Genomic DNA, 22,442 nt, shown 5'->3' on the forward strand with positions numbered 1-22,442 from the left:
GCTGAGGCCGCGTCACTGCCCTTGCCCGTTCCGAACCGTTCTCACTGCTGCAACCCGCGACCAACAGCACCGTCCCGGAGACCGCGGCCACCCACCTCGCCTTGCGCCCTGCTCCCCACTTCCCCACTTTCCCCACGTGTTCGCGGACCCGTGCCTGAGCGATCGAGGCGGCAGTCTGCCAGCGGCAGTTCTCAGCCGGACCCGAGGGCCCGCGCCAGGTACGGGGCCGTGCGGCTGCCCGGTGCGGAGGCCACTTCCGAGGGCGTGCCCGCGGCGACCACGCGGCCGCCCGCCGTGCCGCCGCCCGGACCCAGGTCGATGACCCAGTCCGCGCCCGCGACCACCTCCATGTCGTGCTCCACGACCACCACCGAGTGCCCGGCGTCCACCAGCCCGTGCAACTGCCGCAGCAGCACCCGCACATCGGCCGGATGCAGCCCGGTCGTCGGCTCGTCCAGCAGGTACAGCGTGTGGTCCCGGCGCAGCCGCTGCAGTTCCGTCGCCAGCTTGATCCGCTGGGCCTCGCCGCCGGACAGCTCCGTGGCCGGCTGCCCCAGCCGCAGGTAGCCCAGCCCGATCTCCTCCAGCGCCCGCAGGCTGCGCGCCGCCGCCGGGGCGTCGGCGAAGAAGGCGGCCGCCGACTCCACCGTCAGGCCCAGGACCTCGGCGATGTTCAGGCCCTCGTACCGGACCTCCAGGGTCTCGGCGTTGTACCGGGCCCCCGCGCACTCGGGGCACGGGGCGTACGTACTCGGCAGGAACAGCAGCTCCACCGAGACGAAGCCCTCGCCCTGGCAGGTCTCGCACCGCCCGCCCGGCACGTTGAAGGAGAACCGGCCCGCCTTCCAGCCGCGCTCCCGCGCCCCGGGAGCCGCCGTGAAGAGCCTGCGCACCACGTCGAACAGCCCGGTGTACGTGGCCAGGTTGGACCGCGGCGTCCGGCCGATCGGCTTCTGGTCCACCTCCACCAGCCGCCGTACGGGAAAGTCCGCCTCCGTGAGCCGCTCGCCGACCTCCCGGGCCAGCACCTGCCCCACCAGCGTGGACTTGCCCGACCCCGACACCCCGGTGACGGCCGTGAACACCCCGAGCGGGAACTGTGCCTCCAGCTCCCGCAGGTTGTGCCGGTGCACCCCGCTCAGCCGCACCGCCCCGGTCGCCGCGCGCACCTGCCGGGGGGCCGCGGCCGGCTCCCGCGCCGCGAACAGGTGCCGGGCCGTCGCCGACCCCGCCACCCCGGCCAGGTCCTGCGGCGGCCCGCTGTGGAGCACCTGCCCGCCGTGCTCGCCGGCCAGCGGACCCACGTCCACCAGCCAATCCGCGTGCCGCACCACATCGAGATGGTGTTCCACGACGAAGACCGTGTTCCCGGCCTCCTTCAGCCGGTCCAGTACGCCGAGCAGCGCCTCGGTGTCGGCCGGGTGCAGCCCCGCCGACGGTTCGTCCAGCACGTACACGACCCCGAACAGCCCCGACCGCAGTTGCGTCGCCAACCGCAGCCGCTGCAGCTCGCCCGCGGACAGGGTCGGCGCGGTCCGGTCCAGGCTCAGATAGCCCAGCCCCAGCTCCGTGACGGGCCCGATCCGGGAACGCAGGTCCTCGGTGAGCACCCGCGCCGCCTCCCCGTCCAGGGGCGCGGAGGCCAGTACGCCGTCCAGGTCGGTCAGTGCCAGCGCCGCCAGCTCCGCGATGGTCCGCCCGGCGAAGGTGACGGCGAGGGCCTCCGGGCGCAGCCGCCGGCCCTCGCACACCGGACACGGCGAGTCGGCGAGGAACTTCTCGGCGCGGGCCCGCAGGGTGGCGCTCTTGCTGTCGGCGAAGGTCCGCATGACGTAGCGGTGGGCGCTCATGTACGTGCCCTGGTAGGGCCGTTGGATCCGCTCGGCCTCCCGCACCGGGTGCACGGTCACCACCGGCTGCTCCTCGGTGAACAGGATCCACTCGCGGTCCTTCGCCGGCAGCTCCCGCCAGGGCCGGTCCACGTCGTGGCCGAGGGTCTCCAGGATGTCCCGCAGGTTCTTGCCCTGCCAGGCGCCCGGCCAGGCGGCGATCGCACCTTGACGGATCGACAGCTCCGGGTCGGGGACGAGGAGTTCCTCGCCGGTGCGGTGGATCCGGCCGAGCCCGTGACAGGACGGGCAGGCCCCGGCGGCGGTGTTGGGCGAGAAGGCGTCGGAATCGAGCCGCTCCGCACCCGGCGGGTAGGTCCCGGCCCGCGAGTACAGCATCCGCAGGGAGTTGGACAGCAGGGTCACCGTGCCGACCGAGGAGCGCGAGCCGGGGGAGGAGCGGCGCTGCTCCAACGAGACGGCCGGCGGCAGCCCGGTGACCGAGTCCACCTTCGGCGCGCCGATCTGGTGGATCAGGCGCCGGGCGTACGGGGCCACGGACTCGAAGTACCGGCGCTGGGCCTCGGCGTAGAGCGTGCCGAAGGCGAGCGAGCTCTTCCCGGAGCCGGAGACCCCGGTGAACACGGTCAGCGCGTCGCGCGGGATGTCCACGTCGACGCCGCGCAGATTGTGCTCCCGGGCGCCCCGGACCCGTACGTAGGGGTCGAGGGACGTGGGGGAAGGGGCGGGGGTACGTGCGGCCTGGTGCATTCGTCCTATTTTAAAGGTTCCCCTTCAGAGGCCCGCGATGCGGGCCAGGCGTGCGTAGGAGTCCAGCAGCGCCGTGCGGTCGTACGTGGACGTGGTGACCAGCAGTTCGTCCGCGCCGGTCCGGTCCGCCACCTCCGACAGCTGCGCCGCCATCTGGTCCTCCGTGCCGTGGAGGTGGCCGGCGAGGGCGTCCTCGTAGAGCTCGCGCTCCTTCGCCGTCATCTCCAGTGCCTCGATCTCCTGCGCCGGCCGCAGCGGCGGGAAGCTGCCCCGGGTGCGGGAGTGTGCGAGGGCCCAGGCCTCCGGGACCAGGATGCGGCGGGCCTCCTCCTCGGTGGCGGCGACCGCCACCGTGCCCGAGACCACGACGTACGGCTGCGCGCCGTGGGCGGTGGGCCGGAACTCCTCGCGGTACGCCCGGACGATCTCGCCCACCCGGCCGCGGGCCCGCAGGTCGCCCACCACCAGCGGTAGCCCGGCCCGGGCGGCGGTCCGGGCGCCCTCGCCGGTGGCCAGGACGTAGGCGGGGATGTGCAGGCCCTCGGCGGGGCGGGCGTGCACCTCGGGGTGGGCCCGCTGGGTGCCGTCGAGCCAGCCCAGCAGTTCGGTCAGGTGCTCCTCGAAGCGGTCGGCGTCACCGGTGTCGCGGCCCAGCGCCCGCCGGATGCCGCCCGTGAAGCCGACCGAACGCCCGAGGCCCATGTCGATCCGGCCGGGGAACAGCGACTCCAGGACCCCGAACTGTTCCGCCACCACCATCGGCTGGTGGTTGGGCAGCATGACCCCGCCCGTGCCGACCCGGATCCGGTGCGTCGCTCCGGCGACGGCGGCGGCCAGCACCGTCGGCGCCGAGCCCGCGACGCCGGGAACGCTGTGGTGCTCCGAGACCCAGAAGCGGTGGTAGCCGAGCTCCTCGGCCGTCCGGGCCAGCTCCACGGTGTCGCGCAGGGCCTGCGGGGCCGGGTGGCCCTGACGGGTGCGGGAGCGGTCGAGTATCGAGAGTTTTCGGATCACACAGGACTCAACGCCCGGCGGCCGTGAGGATTCCCCCGTACGGCTCTCCTACGCTGACGGGATGAGTGAGCACACCACCCGGCCGCTGGCCGTCTTCGACCTCGACAACACCCTGGCGGACACTGGCCATCGCCAGGGCTTCCTGGAGCGCCGGCCCCGGGACTGGACCGGTTTCTTCGCCGCCGCCCCCGCCGATCCGCCGCTCGCGCGCGGGGTCGCGCTGGCCGTGGAGAGTGCGGCCGACTGCGAGGTGGTGTACCTGACCGGGCGCCCCGAGCGGTGCCGCGCGGACACGCTCGACTGGCTCGCCCGGCACGACCTGCCCGAGGGGCGGCTGTTCATGCGCGGCAACCAGGACCGGCGGCCGGCCCGCACGACCAAGCTGGAAGTGCTGCGGCGGATCTCCCGGGGCCGGGAGGTGCGGATGCTCGTCGACGACGACGAGCTCGTCTGCCGGGCCGCGCGCGCCGCCGGATTCCGGGTGGTGCTCGCCGACTGGGCGGCGGACGCGCCCGAGCTGGAGTCCGCCCAGGAGGGCGACGGACGGACGTGAGGTGACCGGACGGACGGACGTGACGTGACCGGGGGCGGGGCTCAGTCCTCGCCCTCGAGGCGGAAGCCGACCTTGAGCCCCACCTGGTAGTGGGCGATCTCCCCGTTCTCGATGTGGCCGCGCACCTGAACCACCTCGAACCAGTCCAGGTTCCGTACGGTCTGGCCCGCCCGGGCGATGCCGTTGCGGATGGCCTGATCGATGCCCTCGTGGGAGGTGCCGACGATCTCGGTCACCCGGTACGTGTGATTGGACATGGAGGTCTCCCGACAGTGGGTGGCTTTTGCCTGGTTCTACGGTGCCCCAGTAAGTCCGGGTCCGCGAACTTTGGGCGAACAGTCTCGAGCGAAAGCCCCTTGACCGGCCTATTGGTCTATGCCAATTTCGAGCCATCCGAGATCGAGCCCAGAAGGGGACCCTCTTGAAGATGCGCTTCCTCGCCGTGTGCACCGCCCTCGCGGCCGCTACCGCCCTCACGGGCTGCAGCGGGTCGGCCGACCCGGCCGGGGGGTCGCAGAAGGTCACGCTCTGGCTGATGAAGGGCAGCGCCTCGGAGGACTTCACGGCCAAGTTCACCGCGGAGTTCGAGACGGAACACCCCGGCATCGACCTGGACGTCAAGATCCAGGAGTGGACGGGCATCGGCGACAAGGTCAACGCCATCCTCGACGGCACGAGCAAGGAGAGAGCCGACGTCATCGAGGTCGGCAACACCCAGGTCGCCACGTACATCGAGAAGGGCGGCCTCGAAGAGCTCACCCTCGAAGGCCTGCGCGAATGGGGCAGCAAGGACTGGCTCAAGGGCCTCGCCGACCCGGGAACCATCAACGGCGCCCAGTACGGAGTCCCCTGGTACGCCGCCAACCGGGTGGTCATCTACCACAAGGACCTCTTCGCGAGCGCCGGCATCAAGACCCCGCCCAAGAACCGCCAGGAGTGGATACAGGCCACCCAGAAGCTCGACAAGGGCGACCAGCAGGGCATCTACCTCGCAGGTCAGAACTGGTACGTCCTCGCCGGCTTCATCTGGGACGAGGGCGGCGAACTCGCCGTCGAGACCAACGGCAAGTGGGTCGGTGGGCTCGACGACGACAAGGCCCTGGCCGGCATGGACTTCTACAAGCAGCTCCAGGCCCTCGGCGACGGACCCAAGGGCGCCGACGAGGAGACGCCCCCGCAATCGCAGGTCTTCGCCCGCGGCCAGGTCGCCCAGATCATCGCCCCGCCCGGCCAGGCCGCCGAGATCGAGGCGGCCAACCCCGCCCTGAAGGGCAAGCTCGGCTTCTTCCCGATCCCCGGCAAGACCTCCGACAAGGCGGGGGCCGTCTTCACCGGCGGTTCCGACCTGATCATCCCGGCGCGGACCGGACAGCGGAAGGGCGCCGTGGACGTGATCACGGCCCTCGTCAGCGAGAAGTGGCAGACCGAACTCGCCCGCACGATGAGCTACGTGCCCAACAAGACCACCCTCGCGCGCGCCGTCGAGGGCAACGAGGGCGCGGCCGCCATGGCCCCCGGCGCCGCCCAGGGCCGCGCCACCCCCACCTCCGCCCGCTGGGCCGAGGTCGAGGCGAAGAACCCGATCAAGCCCTTCATGACGGCCGTGCTCACAGGCCGGGACCCCAAGCAGGCCGCCCGCGCCGCCTCCGAGGAGATCGGCAAGGTCCTCAGCTCCGACCGCTGAGCCGCTGCCCCGGCCGCCGCCGGCCCGGGGGTACGCCGAGTTCAGCGTCCGCACATCCGAGGGCCGCTGAGCGGTCATGTCGAATCCAGCCGGTCACGGAAGAAGTAAAGGAGCCAGGCCACACACCTGCGGGCCTGGCCATCCGTGCCCGGATCAGGAGCCGCCATGACGATCGCACCCCTGTCCCCGTCCCCCCTCACCGCCTCGGCGCCGGCCCCCTCACCCGCGCCCGCCACCCGCCTCGCCCCCGTCAGGGACCGGGTCGCGGCGCCCGGCGCGCCGTCCGAAGGACCGCGCTACGCCGTCCGCCTCGCCCGCGACGAGGACGAGGTCCGCGCCGCCCAGCGGCTGCGCCACCAGGTCTTCGTCGGCGAGCTCGGCGCCCGACTGGACGGGCCCGAGCCCGGCCTCGACGCCGACGCCTTCGACGCGTACTGCGACCACCTCCTCGTCATCGACGAGGAAGCCGAGCAGGTCGTCGGCACCTACCGGCTACTGCCCCCGGAGCGCGCCGCCGTCGCCGGCCGCCTCTACTCCGAGGGGGAATTCGACCTCTCGGCCCTCGCCCCCATCCGCCCCGACCTCGTCGAGGTCGGCCGCTCCTGCGTCCACCCCGACCACCGCAACGGCGCCGTCATCGCCCTCATCTGGGCCGGCCTCGCCCACTACATGGACCGCACCGGGCACAACTGGCTCGCCGGCTGCTGCTCGATACCGCTCGCCGACGGCGGGGTCCTGGCCGCCGCCACCCGGGAGACCGCCCTGACCCGCAGCCTCGCCCCCGAGGAGTACCGGGTCACCCCCCACCTCCCCTGGAGCCCCGAGGGCATCACCTTCCCCGACCGCATGGAGCTCCCCCCGCTGCTGCGCGGCTACCTCCGCCTCGGCGCCTGGGTGTGCGGCGAGCCCGCCCTCGACGCCGAGTTCGGCTGCGCCGACCTGTACGTCCTGCTCTCCCTGCGCCGGACCAACCCGCGCTACCTCAAGCACTTCCGCTCGCTCGCCCCGGGCGCATGAGCGTCTGGCTGCCCACCTCGCCCTGCACCCCCGAGGCCTGCGCCGGGCACGCGGGGGACACCGCGAGCGTGCCACGGGCGGTGCTCAGACTGGCCGCCGCCGTCGCCCTGATCCTGCTGGGGATCCTGGGCGCCCCGCCGGTCCGGTTGCTGCCGGCCGGCCCCCGCCACACGGTGGTACGGGCCTGGTCGGCCGCGCTCGTACGAGCCTTCGGCATCCGGATCACCGTGCACGGCAGCCCGGGTCCGGGCGGCGGCCGGCTGCTGGTCGCCAACCACATCTCCTGGCTGGACATCCCGCTGGTGGCCGCCGCCCTGCCCTGCCGGATGCTGGCCAAGAGCGACATCCGGGCCTGGCCGGTGCTCGGCCGCCTCGCCGGACGGGCCGGCACCCTGTTCATCGAGCGCGACCGGATCCGCGCCCTGCCCGCCACCATCGGGACCATCACCGGCGCGCTGCTGGCCGGGGACCGGGTCACCGTCTTCCCCGAGGGCTCCACGTGGTGCGGGCGGGCCCAGGGCACCTTCCGCAGGGCCGCCTTCCAGGCGGCCCTGGACGCCCGGGTCCCCGTACAGCCGCTGCGGCTCACCTACCTGTGCCGCGACGGGAACCCGGCCGGGGCGCCCGCCTTCGTCGGGGACGACCCGCTGACGGCCTCGCTGTGGCGGATCGCCCGCGCCCGCGGGGTGCGGGCCGAGGTCATGCTCCTGCCGCGGATCCCGCCGGGCCGGTACGCGCACCGGCGGGACCTCGCGGCGGCCGCTCAGCGGGCCGTCGCCGGGGCGTGGACCGCGACCCCCGCCCCGGACCTGCTACCGGGCATCCCCGCTCAGCCGGCCACGCCGTCGGCGACCGACAGGGACAGCGCGAACCGGCCCCCCGCGTCCGTCCACCACTGGGTCAGTTCCAGTCCGGCCGCCGCCAGCTCCTTGCGCACGCCCTCCTGACGGAACTTCGCGGAGACCTCCGTCAGGATCTCCTCACCCGCCGCGAACGGCACCACCAGATCCAGCGCCCGGATCTTCACCACCAGTTCCGACCGGGCCCGCAGCCGCATCTCGATCCACTCCTGCTCCTCGTTCCACACCGCCACGTGCGCGAAGTCGGCCGTGTGGAAGTCCGCCCCCAGCTCCCGGTTGATGACCGCCAGCACGTTCTTGTTGAACTCGGCCGTCACCCCCCGTGCGTCGTCGTAGGCCGACACCAGCACGGCCTCGTCCTTCACCAGGTCCGTCCCCATCAGCAGCGCGTCCCCGGGCGACAGCATCGCCCGTACGGACGCCAGGAACACCGCCCGCTCCGGCGGCAGCAGGTTCCCGATCGTGCCGCCCAGGAACACCACCAGCCGGGGCCCGGGGGAGTCCGGCAGGTGCAGCGCACGCGTGAAGTCGGCCAGCAGGGCGTGCACCCGCAGCCCCGGATGCTCCGCCAGCAGCGTCTCGGCCGCCCCCCGCAGCGCGCTCTCGCTCACGTCCACCGGCACGTACGTGTCCAGCGCGGGCATCGCCTCGATGAGGTGCCGGGTCTTGTCGGAGGACCCGGAGCCCAGCTCCACCAGGGTGCGGGCGCCGCTCTCGGTGGCGATCTCCCGCGCCCGCTCCAGCAGGATCTCCCGTTCCGCGCGCGTCGGGTAGTACTCCGACAACCGGGTGATCTCCTCGAAGAGCTCACTGCCCCGCGCGTCGTAGAACCACTTGGGAGGCAGCACCTTCGGCGAGTGCGTCAGCCCGTGCAACACATCCGCACGCAGCGCCGTCTCCGCGGCGTTCTCGTCGAGCGTCCGGGTCAACTGAAAGTCGTTCACAGGGAGTTCTCCTTGAGCGGGGTCAGTTCGACCCTGGTGCGGGTGGCGGTCAGCAGGGTCCGGTCGGGCACTTCGCGCCACCGGATGTCGTCGTCGTACGGCTCGGAGGCCACCACGGTGCGCCGCTGCTCCGCGTCGGCCAGGTACCAGAGCGAATCGCCCCAGGCCGTCGCGGCGATCGTGACGCCGTCCGTGAGCAGCAGGTTCAACCGGGAGCCGGGAGCTGCCGAGGCCAACTCCCGGACCGGCTCGGCGAGCGCCGTGCCCAGGTCGTCCCCGGCCCGCAGCCGGTGCAGGACCAGTGCCCAGACCAGCGCCGAGTCGGTGCGCGCGGCCAACCGGAGCAGCTCTGCGGGCGGTAGCCCGGCGGCGAGCGGGGCGGCGGACCCGGGCCAGTTCCGCACCGCGCCGTTGTGGCTGAACAGCCACGGCCCGTCCGCGAACGGCGCCGCGGCCGCCTCCCCGTCGGCCCCGGGGTCCGTGGCGTCCCGTACGGCGGCCAGCACGGCCCCGCTGCGGACCACCCGGGCGATATCGGCGAAGGTCAGGTCGCCCCAGATCGGCCCGGAACGCCGGTAGCGGGCGGGCACCGGGTCCCCTTCCGCGTACCAGCCGATGCCGAAGCCGTCGGCGTTGATCGTCCCGGACCGCTGGCGGCGCGGCTCCCAGGACTGGCGCACCAGCGAGTGCTCCGGCCCGCTCAGCAGCTCCCCGAGCGCCACCACCGGCCCCAGATAGGCGAGATGACGGCACATCAGACGTCCCTCGCGGTCCGGAAGCCGGAGAAGATCTGCCGCCGCACCGGAAGGTCCCAGTTGCGGAAGGTGCCCCGGCAGGCCACCGGGTCCACGGCGAAGGAGCCGCCGCGCAGCACCTTGTGCTTCGGGCCGAAGAACACCTCCGAGTACTCCCGGTACGGGAAGGCGCGGAAGCCCGGGTACGGCAGGAAATCGGAAGAGGTCCACTCCCACACGTCGCCGATCAGCTGGCGCACCCCGAGCGGGGAGGCGCCGGCCGGGTAGCTGCCCGCGCGCGCCGGACGCAAGTGCCGCTGCCCCAGGTTGGCGTGTGCGGGCGTCGGGTCGGCGTCGCCCCACGGGTAGCGGGTGGAGCGGCCGGTCGCGGGGTCGTGCCGGGCGGCCTTCTCCCACTCCGTCTCCGTGGGCAGCCGCCGCCCCGCCCAGCGGGCGTAGGCGTCCGCCTCGTACCAGCTGACGTGCAGAACCGGTTCTTCGACGGGCACCGGCTCGATCACCCCGAAGCGGCGGCGCAGCCACTGGCCGGCCTCCCGGTGCCAGAACAGCGGGGCCTCGATGGAGTGCTCGCGGATCTGCTCCCAGCCCGGAGCCGCCCACCAGCGCGGATCGCGGTAGCCGCCGTCGGCGATGAACGCCAGGTACGCGGCATTGGTCACGGGAACCGTGTCGATCCAGAACGGCGCGGCGTCCCGGACGTGCGCGGGGCGTTCGTTGTCCAGCGACCACGGCTCGGCGGAGGTGCCCATCGTGAACGGGCCCCCGGGGACGAGGACTTCGGCGGCGGACGGGGGATCGTAGGGGCCGTCCGGCTCCGGGGCGGCCAGTACGGGCGCGCCCCGCCGGAGCTGATGGGTGATCAGCATGGTCTCGTCGTGCTGCTGCTCGTGCTGGGCGATCAGCCCGAAGGCGAAACCGTCGTCGAGGAGCGTGCTGCCCTCCAGCGGTGTCCGCTCCAGCAGGTCGAAGACGCGGCCGCGCACGTCGGCCGCGTACCGGCGGGCCTCTGCGGGCCCGAGCAGCGGCAGCTTGGGCCGCTCGGCGCGGGGGTGCTGGAAGGCGTCGTAGAGCGGCTCGATCTCGGGGCGCATCGATGCGCGTCCGGCGACGCGCTGGAGCAGCCAGAGCTCTTCCTGGTTCCCGATGTGCGCCAGGTCCCAGACCAGCGGCGACATGAGCGGGGAGTGCTGGGCGGTGAGGTCCTCGTCGGTCACGGCGTCGGTGAGGCCGGCCGTGCGTATGCGTGCCGCGGTCAGGGCGGCGGCCGCCCGCTCCCGCAGGCGGGAATCGGAGTCGGAGTCGGAGCCGGAGGGTGAGGGTGAGGGTGAGGGTGAGGGTGAGGGTGTTCCGGTGGTCATCGGCGGACCTCTTTTCCGGTGAGCACCTGTGTGGATGCGTCGTCGGCCGGACATCGGCCGCGCAGTACGTAGCGCTCGGTGAAGGCACCGACCGTGTCCCGGACGTGCGCGCTCGCGCCGAGCCGGGGCAGGGCCTCGACGGCGGCCCGGAAACAGGCCTTCGCGGAGGCCCGCAGCTCCGGATCGGCCAGGCCGTGCCGGGCGGCCGACCGCCAGAGCGGATTGCGGGGGGCGGGGTGGCCGCCGTAGGAGTCGGCCAGCCCCTTGGCCACCCGGTACGCGGTCTCGGTGGCCTCCGGATCGTCGAACAGCGCGTGCACGACGGCCACCGGGACCAGCCAGCCGTCGTCGCCGGACTGCGCGTCGATCATCCGCAGCTCCAGGTGGCCGCGCGGCCGGACCGGCGGGAAGAGCGTGGTCAGGTGGTAGTCCAGGTCCTCGACGGTGGGCGGTCGCAGCGCGGGGTGTCCGCCCGTGCGCAGCCAGTCGCGGAAGGTCGTGCCGGGCGGGGTCTCCCACGGGCCGTCGTCCTCGTAGGACCGCACGCACATCACTTCGGTGTCCAGGGCCTGCCGGGCCCACGCGGTGCGTGGTTCCGCGTCCAGCGGCGGGGCGAGCGCGCGCCGGGTGTCCAGGTCGCTCCAGATCCCCTGCCGGGCGCAGCGCCAGCCGGCGTACGGGCCCTCGTGAGCGGGGGAGTTGGCGAAGGCGGCCACCAGGACCGCACCCAGCAGGTGCGCGAGCCGCCAGCGCCGGCCGTGGCCGAGCACGCCCGGCTCCTCGTGCCCGGCGTCCACGCAGACCTGTACGGAGGCGGAGGCGCACATCATGGCGCGCCCGGCCGGGCCGGTGCGGTCGAAGTAGGCCTCCATGGCGTCGTAGCGCGGGCTGCTGAGCAGCCGGCGGTACGGGCGGCGGGGATCGCGGCCGAGGCCGCGCAGGACGAGGCCCTGGGCCAGCAGGGTGGCGCGGACGGCGGTGAGGTCGGCCTGTAGGTCGTCCACGCAGCTGCTGAGGGAGGTGGCGGGGGCCGAGCTGAGTTCGAGCTGGCCGCCCGGTTCGACGGTCACCCGTGCGTGCAGGGGCAGGGCGCGGGCCGCGGCGTGGGCGGCCCGTAGCCGCTCGGGGGGTAGGGGCTGCTCCGGCCGCTCGGCGTCCAGGACCAGCCATTCGAGCTCGGCGCCGATGAGGCGGGGCGGACCGGTTTTGAAACAGATGCCGTGGATCAGGTCCTCGGCCTGCGTCTCGCTGATGGAGGGCACGGGGGGCGGGCCGGGCGCGGGTGGAGGTGGGGGAGCGGATGAGTCCTGGGGCATGACCGGGTCCTCGTCTCCTGTCGTCGGTCGTGACATCACCCGTGCCTACCCCTCCTCGGGGCACAAAACCCTTTGCCGCCGGGAATCGCGGTGCGGAAGATGGCGGCGTGAGCAGCAGATTGCGCGAGATCGCGCGGGAGAACGCGGAGATCCTGGCGGCCGGCGGGTACCGGACGCGGTCGGGACGGCACGTTCCGCTGGCCGCCGCCCTGGCGGAAGCCAAGGCAGGAACCAGGATATATGGACCAAATCGGGTCATTCCAGATGAGGAGTTCGCTTCCGGCGGCCGTGCGACCGCCGTCGAGGTCACCGGCGAGAGCAGCACCGTCGCCGCCCGCAGGCTCGCGACCGCCACCCCGGCCCACCCGGATCCCGGTCCCGTTGCGGTCCTGAACTTCGCCTCGGCCCGTAACCCCGGGGGCGGTTACGTCCGCGGGGCCAAGGCCCAGGAGGAGGCGCTGTGCCGCGCCTCGGCCCTGTACGAGACCCTGCTCGAAGCTCCGGAGTACTACGAGGTGCACCGCGCGGAGCGGAGCACCTTCTACACCGACCGGGTGATTCACTCGCCCGGGGTCCCGGTCTTCCGCGATGACCGGGGCGATCTGCTGGAGACCCCGTTCCGGGTCGGCTTCCTCACCTCGCCCGCGCCGAACGCCGGCACCATCCGGCGGCAGGAGCCCGAGCGCACCGCCGAGATCCCGGCGGCGCTGGCGCGGCGCGCGGAGCTCGTACTGGAGGTGGCGGTGCTGCACGCGTACCGGCGGCTGGTGCTGGGGGCCTGGGGCTGCGGGGTGTTCCAGAACGACCCGGCCCAGGTGGCCGAGGCCTTCCGGGGACTGCTCGAGGACCGGTTCGCCGGGGTCTTCGAGCAGGTCGTGTTCGGCATCCTCGACCGCGACCCCACCACCCGCGAGGCCTTCGAGAGGGCCTTCCCGGCCTGAGGGGCGGGGGTGGCGGGGCCAGCGGCCCTCAGAATGGGTGCGCCGCCCCCAGCAGGCTCTCCGGCAGATAGGGCGACGAGACGCGGATCCGCCAGCCCCGGCGGCGGGCGTGGCAGGCCAGGGCCAGGACGTCGAAATCGACCGCGGCGTCGGCCCCGGCGCCGAAGAGCCGGTCGCTCACCGCGTAGTAGTCCCTGTGGGCCTCCAGAGCATCGGCCAGGGCCAGGTTGAAGCTCTCCTCGTCACCCTCCACCAGCTGGGAGAAGAGCACGGCCGGCGCCGGCAGGAAGCCCCACTCCCGGGTCTGCCCGACATCGGCGACGGCCCGGTCGGTGGCGGGCTCCGGGTCCTCGCCCCGCAGGTAGTCGTGCAGGGCCTGCCGGTACGAGGCGTACGCGGAACGGTCTTCCTCCAGCGCGGCGGGGCCGCTGAGGACCAGCGGGGCGAGTTCCGCACGGCTGCCGGTGATCAGGGCGCGCTTCAGGGACGCGTGCCAGTTCCCGGGGGCGAGCGGGTGGTCCGGGCGGGCGGAGTCCTCGGAACCGGCACCCGCGCGGACGGCCTCGTACAGCCCGCGTACCAGGTGGTCGGCGTGCCCCGCGGGCTCCGGCATCTCGGGGCGCTCGACGACCAGGGGGCCCGTGGCCAGCGCCGCTACGGCGTCCGCGTGCCGCTCGCGCCCGTACGGCCCCACGCGCGGCGGCGGCGTCTCGAAGCCGGTGACCAGCGCCCGCGGCAGGTACCCCGACTCGACGGGGGGCCGCCAGCCCTCGCGGCGGTAGCCGAGCGCGGCCAGCGCCAGCGGCAGCAGGGGCAGCAGGGTGCGCGGCTCGGCCCGGGGGTCATCCAGGTAGGAGTACGGGAGCAGCAGTGCGGCGAGCTCGGTGGCGAAGGCCTCCCGGTCCCGGGCGGCCAGCGCGCGCAGGGCGCGCAGTGCGCCGGTGGCGGGGTCGGTCGCCCCGGTCCGGTCGGCTCCGGCCCCCGCCCGGGCGTGCCGGTCGGCGATCCGGGCGAGCGCGGCATCCAGCGCGGCGAGCTTCTCCTGCGGGGAGGGCGGGAACTTCTGGTGCTCGACCCCGATGTCCCCGCTGACGTACGCCAGCAGGCCGTTGATCAGCTCCACCGGCGGGAGCCCGGGCCCGCCGGCCCGCTGCGGTGCCGCACGGGCGAAGTGGAAGGCCTCGCCGTGCCGTTCGGTCTTGTCGGCGACGACCGCCACGCAGAACGCGTCGATCCAGCGCGCGGCGCTGACCGGCTGGGCGCTGCCCCCCGCCCCGGAGTCGTAGTCGCGGCCGAAGTCGACGTAGGTGAGGAAGACGCGGAAGGACGCGTTCGGGTAGGCGGCGAACGACACGGTGGCGGCGGCCGTTTCGGCCGCGTCGCCCAGGATCGCCTTCGCCTCCGGGGTGTCGAGGTCGGGGGTCACCGCCGAGAGCGCGCCGAGGCCGTCGAGGAACCGCAGCGTGATGTCCCACCAGTCGTAGGCGTCCATCGGACCGCCCCGGGACCTGGAGTACACGTCCGAGATCATCTTGTTCGCGAAGTCCTCGCGCACCGCCGCCAGGGCCGCCCCGCTCACCCTGTGTCGTTCTATTCGCATGCCCGCTACTCCCTGTGTCCGCCTACGGGGCTCACCCTAGGGGGTGTCCAGGACGGTCCGGATCAGGGACACGGGAGGTCGGTACGGTCCGGGCGGTGGCCGCGGGTCTGACCGTGACCACCGCCCGGACCTGCGGGTCACTGCCAGCCGTAGCGCTCGCGCAGCCGGTCCACGACCAGGCCGAAGCGGCCGCGGTCGAGCGCGCAGGCCTCGCGGCGCATCCCCGCCTCGTGCACCCACAGCACCCGGTCCACGTCCACCCAGGACTCGCGCCCGGCACTGTCCCACGGGCCCGTCCCGATCGGCACCCACTCCCGGTCGTGGTCGTGCCGCTTGCTCGACAGTTGCACGGCGAGCAGGGTCCGCCCGCCCGCCTCCCGGGCCACGACCAGCACGGGACGGTCCTTGCCGCGCCCGTCGTTCTCCTCGAAGGGGACCCAGGTCCACACGATCTCGCCGGGGTCGGGATCACCGTCGGGGTCCGGCGCGTACTCGGTCCGCACGGGGCCGATCGCGTGCGGATCAGCCTCCGTCGTCGCGGTGTCGCCGCCCTGGCCGGGCAGCTCGGGGTGGCCGTTGCTGTGGTGGGAAAGTGCCGTCATCCGGGCGAGGCTACTGGGTCCGGCGGCCCTGGTGGAGGAGGCGGGCATCAGCGCCCGTGTCACGGGTCAGTCGGTGACCAGGGCCAGGATGAGCCCGTCGTAGCCCTTGCTGCCGACGGTCTGCAGGGCGGTGGCGGTCAACTGCGGGTGCTCGGAAATGAGTTCGGTGAACCGGCGCACGCCCTGCACACGGGGGTCGGAGCTGTCCGCGTCGACGACGGCGCCGTCGCGGACGACGTTGTCGCCGATGATGACGCTGCCGGGCTGGGTGAGCTCGAGCGCCCACTCCAGGTATGCGGGGTTGGACGGCTTGTCGGCGTCGATGAAGACCAGGTCGAACGGCGCTTCGCCGGTGAGTCCGGGCAGCAGCTCGACGGCGCGGCCGCGCCGGATCTCGACGACGTGCTCCAGCCCGGCCCGGGCGATGTTGGCGGCCGCGACGTCGGCGCACCGATCGTCGACCTCCAGCGTGACCAACCGTCCGTCGGCCGGGAGCGCGCGGGCCAGCCAGATGGTGCTGTAGCCGCCCAGGGTGCCGATCTCCAGGATGCGGCGGGCGCCGCGGACGCGGGCGAGGAGGTTCAGCAGCTTGCCCTGGTTGGGGGCCACCTGGTGGGCGGGGAGACCTGCGGTCTCGGTGGCGGCGGCCGCGGCGACCAGGGCCTCGTCCTCCTCGACCAGGAGTCCGTCGAAGTAGTCGTCAACGGCCGTCCACGTCTGCTGGACCATGGGTCGCCTCGCCCCTTCCGGTGATGTGGCGCTTGATAGTTCCTCATGGGAACTTACAGGAGGGGAGGGCGGCGCTGCCTACCGACCCGGCCGCACCGCCGCCCAGCCCTCCGCCGCTTCCAACTGCGCGGCCAGCCCCAGCAGCAGCGGCTCCGAGTCGGCCGGGCCCAGCAGTTGGGCTCCCATCGGCAGTCCGTCGGCCGTGAGGCCCGCAGGGACGTTCACCCCCGGCCAGCCCAGCACGTTCCACGTCCAGGCGTACGGGCAGGCCGCTATCATCGCCCGGTCCGTGGCCATGGCCCCCAGCCCGGTCAGGGCGCCGATCCGCAGCGGCGGGGTGGCCGTCGTCGGGGTCAGCACCACGTCGAAGCGGTCGAAGACCTCGCCGACCCGCCGCCGCAGGACCGCCTCCGCCCGGCGGGAGGCCCGCAGCGCGACCCCGCCCAGGACGCGGCCCGTCCGTACGGCCTCGTGCGTGCGCGGGTCCAGCAGCGCGGGATCGGGCACCCGCGCCACCCAGTCCCGTACGCCACTGGTCGCGCGGGGTACGAAGGTCAGGCCGATCGGGCCGTAGCGCGGGTCCTCCGGGATCACCTCGTGGCCCAGTGACTCGAGCCGCGCTGCCAGCCGCTCCACTGCGGAACGGAGCTCCGGGTCCAGGGACTTGGGCGTCGCCGTGAAGGCCATCGCGAAAGAAAGGGCGATCCGCAGCCGACGGGGCGTGCGGCGGGTCGCCTCGACCGCCGAGATCCGCGCGGGGCGGTGCAGGTCCTCGGGGTGCGGGCCGCTCGCGGCGTCCAGCAGGAGCGCCGCGTCGGCGACGGTGCGGGCCAGGACGCCGTTGACGGTGAGCCCGTGGAAGGACTCCGGCTCCGGCCAGGTGGAGATGCGCCCGCGCTGGGGTTTCACCCCCACCAGATGGGTCCAGGCCGCCGGGATCCGGACCGAGCCGGCCCCGTCCGAGCCCAGGGCGGCCGGGACCAGGCCCGCCGCCACGGCGGCGGCCGAGCCGCCCGAGGAGCCGCCGGGCGTGTACGCCGGGTTCCAGGGGTTTCGGGTCTCGCCGAAGGCCCCGCCCTCGGTGAAGGGCCATTGCCCCAACTCCGGCGTCTGGGTCTTGCCGACGATCACGGCGCCGGCCGCGCGCAGCCTCCGTACCGCCTCGCTGTCGGCGGTCTTCGGGGGGAAGGCTCCCGCGCAGCCGAAGGCGGTCGGCTCACCGGTCACGTCCATGTCGTCCTTGACCGCCAGCGGTACCCCCAGCAGCGGCAGTCGTTCGCCCGCGGCCAGCCGTCGGTCCGCCGCGTCCGCCTCCGCGAGGGCGGCCTCGGCGCGCACGGTCCGGAAGGCGTTGAGCTCCGGCTGGGCCGCGGCGATCCGGCGCAGCGCCTCCTCGGTCAACCGCCTCGCCGACACGGTCCCTTCGGCGAGTGCGCCGACCATGTCGACCAGGCCGGAAGCCGTTGGAACAGCTGAATCGGACATCGCGTACCACTCCCCATTACCGGTCGGTAGGTAGACCGTAATTCGGTAGGTAGACCGTAATGGGGAGTGGCCGGGCAGTTCTAGAGCCAGCCCTCCAGGGAGGCCATGAACCCGTCGAAGTCGTCCCGGTGGATGGTGTGTCCCGCTCCGGCGACCGAACGCACCTCGAAACCACGGTTCTTGAGCAGCTGCGCCCGCTCCTCGTCGATCAGGACGCTCGGATCGGCGAGCTGTACGAGGGAGGGGACCACCGGCGCGGGCGGCATCAGGTCGGTGCCGACCAGCGGCGCAAGGCTCAGCGCGGTCCGCTCGTCCCAGACCGCCAGGGTCTCCAGCTCGATGTCGACGTCGACCTCATCCCAGCGCGGGTTCAACGCCCGTATCTGCTCCTTGGACGCCGTCTTGAACTGCGCGAGCAGCTCGGGACCGATGCCGTCGGCCGGAGCCGCCAGGTGGAACGCGGGATCCGAGAACACCGCCCGGGCCGGCCGCAGCCGGTCCACCGCGAGGGACAGGGTCAGGCCGCCGAGGGAGTGGCCGATGGCGAGTTCGGCGCCGGCCGGGAGCGTTTCGACCACGTCGTCCGCGAAGAGCTCGGGGCCGTACGCGCCGCGCCCGCTGGCGCCGTGGCCCCGCAGGTCGACGGCGATGACGCGGTAGCCGTGGTCGGCGAGGGCGGGGCCGACCCGGCGCCAGGTCCGGTGGTCGGCCATGATGCCGTGGATCAGGAGGGCGATGCGGTCGCCCTCGCCCCAGGTCTGGGTGTGCAGGTGCACGGTGTGCCCTTCTCGGCGGTGGATGTCGGTCGGCTGAGCGGGAAAGCGTGCAGGGGGCGGCGGGTGCGGGCCGCCGGTCTGGAGCGCCGGTGTGGGGCGCCGGTGTGGAGCGCCGGTCAGGGCGTCAGCGAACGCTGCGGATCGGCTTCACGGCAAGGGCCCCCGCCACGGCCAGCACGGCCGCGACGACGAACAGCGCGGTGTACCCGCCGCTGAACGAGACGATCACCGAGGCGACGAACGGCGCGATGATCTGGGGGCCGGCGTTGGCGACGTTGAGGACCCCCATGTCGCGGGCGGCGTCCTCGGCCTTGGGCAGCACCATGGTCACCAGGGCGGTGTCCACCGCTATGTAGCACCCGAACGCCAGCCCGTTGACCGCGGCGAAGGACACCATTGCGGTCCAGCTGGTGGAGACGGCCGGGATGACGAGCGCGACGGCCGACAGCAGGGCGGAAGCGCCGACGAAGAGCTTGCGGCGGTCGAACCGGTCCGACAGGTACCCGCCGAGGACCGTGGAGACGACCATGGCCACACTGGTCAGCGGCATCAGCACCGCCACCGCGGCCTCCGGCTCCATGCCGTCGGGCAGCACCGTGTGGTCCTGGAGGATGTAGAGCTGGTAGCCGCTCACGGCGACGTAGCCGAGGACGAGCAGCGCCCGCCCGATGAAGGCCCACCGGAAGTCGTGGTCGCGCAGCGCGCTCGTGAAGGCGGCGAGCTGGTCCTTGACGGGCATCGGCGCGCGGGCCGGGAGCCGCTGCTCGCGGCCGCACGCGGTGAAGAGCACCGCGGCGCCCGCGACGAGCGCGCTGAAGACGAGGTAGCCGGTGCGGTAGTCCTCGGAGAAGGCCGCGCCGATGAGCGCGCCGAGGGTGGAGCCGAAGGGCAGGCCGAGGCCGACGGCCGCGGAGGCCTTGCCGCGGGCGTCCGTCGGGACCCGGTCCGGGACCACGGAGGTGATGGCCGCCTGGTAGACGTTCATGACGGCCTGCCCGAGGCACCAGGCGATCGTGATCAGCAGGATCGTGTCGGCGAGGCCCAGCAGGAACATGGCGGGTACGGCGGCGAGCCCACCGCCGAGGATCCAGGGGTTGCGCCGTCCGCTGCGGTCGGACAGGGCGCCGGCGACGGGGTTGAAGACCGTGGCGAAGACCGCCGAGACCCCTGCGATCAGGCCGAAGTTCGCCACTTTGTTCGCCGGGTCGACGTCCTCGACCTGGAGTGCGAGCAGCACGCCGGCCACGCCGATGTAAAGGCGTACAGGGCGCTGTTGCCGACGAGCAGCAGGGGGAGCAGAGCGCGCCGTGCGGGTCCGGGTCCGGTGTCGGGGCCGGGGGACGCGTCGGTGGTGGCGGCGGAGCCGGTGCCGGGGGAGGAAAGGGCCACGGTGCCCTCCTGGGCAGATGAGGACAGATGTGGACAGATACGGGCGGATGCGGGGAGGAGGTGTGGAGGGGAGGTGCGGAGAGGGAGGCGCAGTGGGGTGCGGTGGAGTGCGCGCCGCCCTGTCGCGACGGCGGGGGTGCGACGGAGCGCGACAGGGTGGCGGCACGGCGGGGCACGGCGTCGGCACATCGGTCGTAAAGGGATGTGGCGCCGTGGTTACACGTGTCAATGACTCGTGTAACCACTGTGTAGCATCCGTTTCCGGCCATCCGCTAGCCCTCGGGAGTGATCGGTCTGGAAAGATGCCAAGGCAATGTCTCAGTCATCGAAATCGCCGAAGCCACCCACCCCGGCGTCCGGATCGGCCACCCCGCCGCCGCCCCCCGTTCCGACGAGCGCCGACGTGGCCCGCCTCGCCGGCGTCTCGCGCGCGACGGTCTCGTACGTGCTGAACAACGCGGAAGCCGTACGCATCAGCGAGCCGACCCGCCGCAAGGTCCGCGAGGCCGCCGAGGAGCTCGGGTACGTCCCGCACGCCGCCGCCCGCAGCCTGCGCGCCGGACACACCAGGATCGTGCTGCTGCCCACCTCCCACGTACCGGTCGGGCCCCTCTACAGCACCTTCCTCAACGAACTCCAGTGGGCGCTGCGCCGTCTCGACTACACGGTGGTCCAGTACGGGAGCCTCGGACTCACCGGCGACGAGGCCGTGCGCGCCTGGGCGGAACTGCGTCCGGTGGCCGTGATCTCCCTCGGTGAGATCACCCTCTCCGCGCGCAACGTCGCCACCCTCAAGCGCGCCGGAGCCCGCGCGGTGATCACGATCGGGCCCGCCGGAGTGCCCGGAGCGCACGCGCTCGTCATGGACCAGCAGGAGGTCGGCGTCCGGGCCGCCGCCCACCTCGTGGAGCGCGGACGCGCGCGGATCGGCGTGGTGGTCCCGGAGGAGGAGGGCCTGGAGCTGTTCTCCGTGCCCCGGCTGGAGGGTGCCCGCTCGGTCGACGGCGCCGAGGTCTCCGCCCTGCCGATGGCCTACTCCGAGGAATCGGCCGCGGCCCTCGCGGTCCGCTGGCGCGGGCTCGGGTTGGACGCGGCGTTCGCGTACAACGACGAGTACGCGATGCTGCTGATGCGGGCCCTCCAGGACGAGGGGCTCCGCGTCCCCGAGGACGTGGCCGTCATCGGCGCGGACGACCTGCTGATCGGGCGACTGCTGCGGCCCCGCCTGAGCACCGTACGGCTGGAGATGCCGACCGGCGCCCATCTGGCGTCGCTGGTGGACCACGCGGTGCGCGAGCCGTCGGAGGTCACGGAGCGGCACGACCTGATGGCGGCCTCCGCCATCCGCCGGGAGTCGACCTGACGGTGCCCGGGTCCGGGGTGCGCGGGGCGCGGGGCCGGACGGCCGCCGGCCCCGGTCAGGGGAGCCGTTGACAGGCGGTGACGTGCGGACGGAGACTGCGGGCGCGCCCCACCGGGCGTGCCCGGCGGCGTGCCCCGGTGTCCACACCGGCACCGACGCGCCACCGCCCGTACGGATCCGCCCAGGAGAGACCCCATGAGCATCCGCACCGTCCGCGACGTCTACGTCGTCGACGCCGTCCGCACCCCGATCGGCAAGTTCTGCGGCGCCCTCGCCGGGGTCCGGCCGGACGACCTGGCCGCACACGTCGTGCGCGCGCTGGTGGAGCGTACGCCGGACCTCGATCCGGCCCGCATCGACGACGTCGTCTTCGGCGACGCCAACGGCGCGGGCGAGGACAACCGGGACGTGGCCCGGATGGCCGTGCTGCTGGCCGGACTGCCGGTGAGCGTCCCCGGGGTCACCGTCAACCGGCTCTGCGGGTCCGGCCTCGAAGCCGTGATCCAGGCCGCCCGCGCCATCGCGCTCGGTGATGCCTCCGTGGCCATCGCGGGCGGGGTCGAGTCGATGAGCCGCGCCCCCTGGGTCGTGCAGAAGCCCGAGCGCGCCTTCCCGGCCGGGCACCAGCAGATGTGGTCCACCACCCTGGGCTGGCGCATGACCAACCCGCGCATGCCCGAGGAGTGGACCGGCTCGCTCGGCGAGGGGGCCGAACTCGTCGCGGACAAGCACGGCATCACCCGCGACGCGCAGGACGCCTTCGCCCTGGAGAGCCACCGCAAGGCGGCGGCCGCCTGGTCCGCCGGGCTGTACGACGACGAGGTCGTCCCGTACACCGGTGTGGACCTGGTGCGTGACGAGTGCATCCGGGAGGGTTCCACGCCCGAGGCGCTGGCCCGACTGAAGCCGGCCTTCCGGACGGACGGCACGGGCACGGTCACGGCGGGCAACGCCTCGCCGCTCAACGACGGCGCCGCCGCGCTGCTGTTGACCGACGAAGAGGGCCTGGCGGCCACCGGCCGGGAGCCGCTCGCCCGGATCAGCGCGTCCGCCGTCACCGGCATCGAGCCCCAGCTCTTCGGCCTGGGGCCGGTGGAAGCCGTCCAGCGGGCGCTCGCCAAGTCCGGCCGCGGCCTCGCCGACCTGACCACCTTCGAGCTGAACGAGGCCTTCGCCGCGCAGGCGTTGGGCTGCCTCGCTGCCTGGCCGGAGCTCGACCCGGCCGTGGTCAACCCGCGGGGCGGCGCCATCGCGATCGGCCATCCGCTCGGTGCTTCGGGCGCCCGGCTGGCCGGTTCGGTCGCGCACCAGCTGGCGGCGGCGGGCTCCGGCACCGGCATGGCGGCCCTGTGCATCGGGGTCGGGCAGGGCATCGCACTCGTCCTGGAGCGCTGACCCGGGCCGGTGCGGCGCGCGGACGTCGATCGTTTCCGGTCACCGCTCGCCGTCAACTGCC

At 73.6% G+C, this 22,442-nt stretch carries 20 protein-coding genes; 7 read left to right on the plus strand and 13 right to left on the minus strand.

All coding sequences use genetic code 11. From position 1 onward, the window contains the following. Window positions 1-191 precede the first annotated feature (191 nt). A complete protein-coding gene (locus OG594_RS38480) occupies window positions 192-2,600 on the minus strand; it encodes an excinuclease ABC subunit UvrA (protein WP_266607046.1) in 2,409 nt (802 codons plus the stop codon). A gap of 24 nt (window positions 2,601-2,624) precedes the next feature. Next, window positions 2,625-3,614, minus strand: coding sequence for an LLM class flavin-dependent oxidoreductase (locus OG594_RS38485; protein WP_266607047.1), 990 nt, complete (start codon window positions 3,612-3,614; stop codon window positions 2,625-2,627). Window positions 3,615-3,675: 61 nt separating this feature from the next. Here OG594_RS38485 and OG594_RS38490 point away from each other — a divergent pair, with 61 nt between their 5' ends. Further along, the gene (locus OG594_RS38490; RefSeq protein ID WP_266607048.1) at window positions 3,676-4,167 is read left to right on the plus strand and encodes a hypothetical protein; all 492 of its coding nucleotides are present in this window, start codon (window positions 3,676-3,678) and stop codon (window positions 4,165-4,167) included. A gap of 41 nt (window positions 4,168-4,208) precedes the next feature. On the opposite strand, the gene OG594_RS38495 is transcribed toward OG594_RS38490, so the two are convergent. Further along, window positions 4,209-4,424, minus strand: a complete 216-nt coding sequence (locus OG594_RS38495) for a dodecin (protein WP_030663252.1) — start codon at window positions 4,422-4,424, stop codon at window positions 4,209-4,211. Between the two features lie 170 nt (window positions 4,425-4,594). Here OG594_RS38495 and OG594_RS38500 point away from each other — a divergent pair, with 170 nt between their 5' ends. The 3 genes from OG594_RS38500 to OG594_RS38510 all read left to right on the plus strand — a co-directional run bounded on the left by OG594_RS38500 (window position 4,595) and on the right by OG594_RS38510 (window position 7,815). Beyond that, entirely contained in the window at window positions 4,595-5,851 is a 1,257-nt protein-coding gene (locus tag OG594_RS38500; RefSeq protein WP_266608779.1) for an extracellular solute-binding protein, read from the plus strand. A gap of 165 nt (window positions 5,852-6,016) precedes the next feature. Continuing rightward, complete coding sequence (locus tag OG594_RS38505; RefSeq protein WP_266607049.1) at window positions 6,017-6,868, plus strand: GNAT family N-acetyltransferase; 852 nt, start codon at window positions 6,017-6,019, stop codon at window positions 6,866-6,868. Continuing rightward, on the plus strand, window positions 6,865-7,815 hold the full coding sequence (locus OG594_RS38510) for a 1-acyl-sn-glycerol-3-phosphate acyltransferase (RefSeq protein WP_266607050.1): 951 nt from the start codon (window positions 6,865-6,867) through the stop codon (window positions 7,813-7,815). Before OG594_RS38505 ends, OG594_RS38510 begins: the two co-directional genes overlap by 4 nt. Here OG594_RS38510 and egtD read toward each other — a convergent pair. The 4 genes from egtD to egtA are packed head-to-tail and all read right to left on the minus strand — an operon-like array spanning window position 7,698 to window position 12,101. Beyond that, window positions 7,698-8,672 (minus strand): L-histidine N(alpha)-methyltransferase, encoded by a 975-nt coding sequence (gene egtD / locus OG594_RS38515; protein WP_266607051.1) that lies wholly within the window; start codon window positions 8,670-8,672, stop codon window positions 7,698-7,700. The genes OG594_RS38510 and egtD overlap by 118 nt on opposite strands. Then, the gene (egtC, locus tag OG594_RS38520) at window positions 8,669-9,427 is read right to left on the minus strand and encodes an ergothioneine biosynthesis protein EgtC (protein WP_266607052.1); all 759 of its coding nucleotides are present in this window, start codon (window positions 9,425-9,427) and stop codon (window positions 8,669-8,671) included. Before egtC ends, egtD begins: the two co-directional genes overlap by 4 nt. Next, window positions 9,427-10,785, minus strand: coding sequence for an ergothioneine biosynthesis protein EgtB (gene egtB, locus OG594_RS38525; protein ID WP_266607053.1), 1,359 nt, complete (start codon window positions 10,783-10,785; stop codon window positions 9,427-9,429). The genes egtC and egtB overlap by 1 nt, the downstream gene beginning before the upstream one ends. Beyond that, entirely contained in the window at window positions 10,782-12,101 is a 1,320-nt protein-coding gene (gene egtA, locus OG594_RS38530; RefSeq protein ID WP_266607054.1) for an ergothioneine biosynthesis glutamate--cysteine ligase EgtA, read from the minus strand. The genes egtB and egtA overlap by 4 nt, the downstream gene beginning before the upstream one ends. 107 nt (window positions 12,102-12,208) lie before the next feature. Here egtA and OG594_RS38535 point away from each other — a divergent pair, with 107 nt between their 5' ends. Further along, the gene (locus tag OG594_RS38535) at window positions 12,209-13,042 is read left to right on the plus strand and encodes a TIGR02452 family protein (protein WP_266607055.1); all 834 of its coding nucleotides are present in this window, start codon (window positions 12,209-12,211) and stop codon (window positions 13,040-13,042) included. 28 nt (window positions 13,043-13,070) lie between these two features. Here OG594_RS38535 and OG594_RS38540 read toward each other — a convergent pair whose 3' ends face one another. The 6 genes from OG594_RS38540 to OG594_RS38565 all read right to left on the minus strand — a co-directional run bounded on the left by OG594_RS38540 (window position 13,071) and on the right by OG594_RS38565 (window position 19,480). Continuing rightward, entirely contained in the window at window positions 13,071-14,642 is a 1,572-nt protein-coding gene (locus tag OG594_RS38540; RefSeq protein WP_266607056.1) for an immunity 49 family protein, read from the minus strand. Window positions 14,643-14,779: 137 nt separating this feature from the next. After that, on the minus strand, window positions 14,780-15,244 hold the full coding sequence (locus OG594_RS38545; protein WP_266607057.1) for a type II toxin-antitoxin system PemK/MazF family toxin: 465 nt from the start codon (window positions 15,242-15,244) through the stop codon (window positions 14,780-14,782). Window positions 15,245-15,310: 66 nt separating this feature from the next. After that, window positions 15,311-15,973, minus strand: a complete 663-nt coding sequence (locus OG594_RS38550) for an O-methyltransferase (protein WP_266607058.1) — start codon at window positions 15,971-15,973, stop codon at window positions 15,311-15,313. A 78-nt stretch (window positions 15,974-16,051) separates the two neighbouring features. After that, window positions 16,052-17,458, minus strand: coding sequence for an amidase (locus tag OG594_RS38555; protein WP_266607059.1), 1,407 nt, complete (start codon window positions 17,456-17,458; stop codon window positions 16,052-16,054). A gap of 80 nt (window positions 17,459-17,538) precedes the next feature. Next, window positions 17,539-18,234 (minus strand): alpha/beta fold hydrolase, encoded by a 696-nt coding sequence (locus tag OG594_RS38560; protein ID WP_266607060.1) that lies wholly within the window; start codon window positions 18,232-18,234, stop codon window positions 17,539-17,541. 124 nt (window positions 18,235-18,358) lie between these two features. Next, a complete protein-coding gene (locus tag OG594_RS38565) occupies window positions 18,359-19,480 on the minus strand; it encodes an MFS transporter (protein ID WP_266607061.1) in 1,122 nt (373 codons plus the stop codon). 456 nt (window positions 19,481-19,936) lie between these two features. On the opposite strand from OG594_RS38565, the gene OG594_RS38570 reads away from it, so the two are divergent. Both OG594_RS38570 and OG594_RS38575 read left to right on the plus strand, forming a co-directional pair. Next, on the plus strand, window positions 19,937-20,986 hold the full coding sequence (locus OG594_RS38570) for a LacI family DNA-binding transcriptional regulator (RefSeq protein WP_266607062.1): 1,050 nt from the start codon (window positions 19,937-19,939) through the stop codon (window positions 20,984-20,986). A 195-nt stretch (window positions 20,987-21,181) separates the two neighbouring features. Continuing rightward, window positions 21,182-22,381 (plus strand): thiolase family protein, encoded by a 1,200-nt coding sequence (locus OG594_RS38575; protein ID WP_266607063.1) that lies wholly within the window; start codon window positions 21,182-21,184, stop codon window positions 22,379-22,381. Window positions 22,382-22,442 lie beyond the last annotated feature (61 nt).

It is taken from the genome of Streptomyces sp. NBC_01214, from assembly GCF_026340975.1.
Taxonomy (GTDB): Bacteria; Actinomycetota; Actinomycetes; order Streptomycetales; family Streptomycetaceae; genus Streptomyces.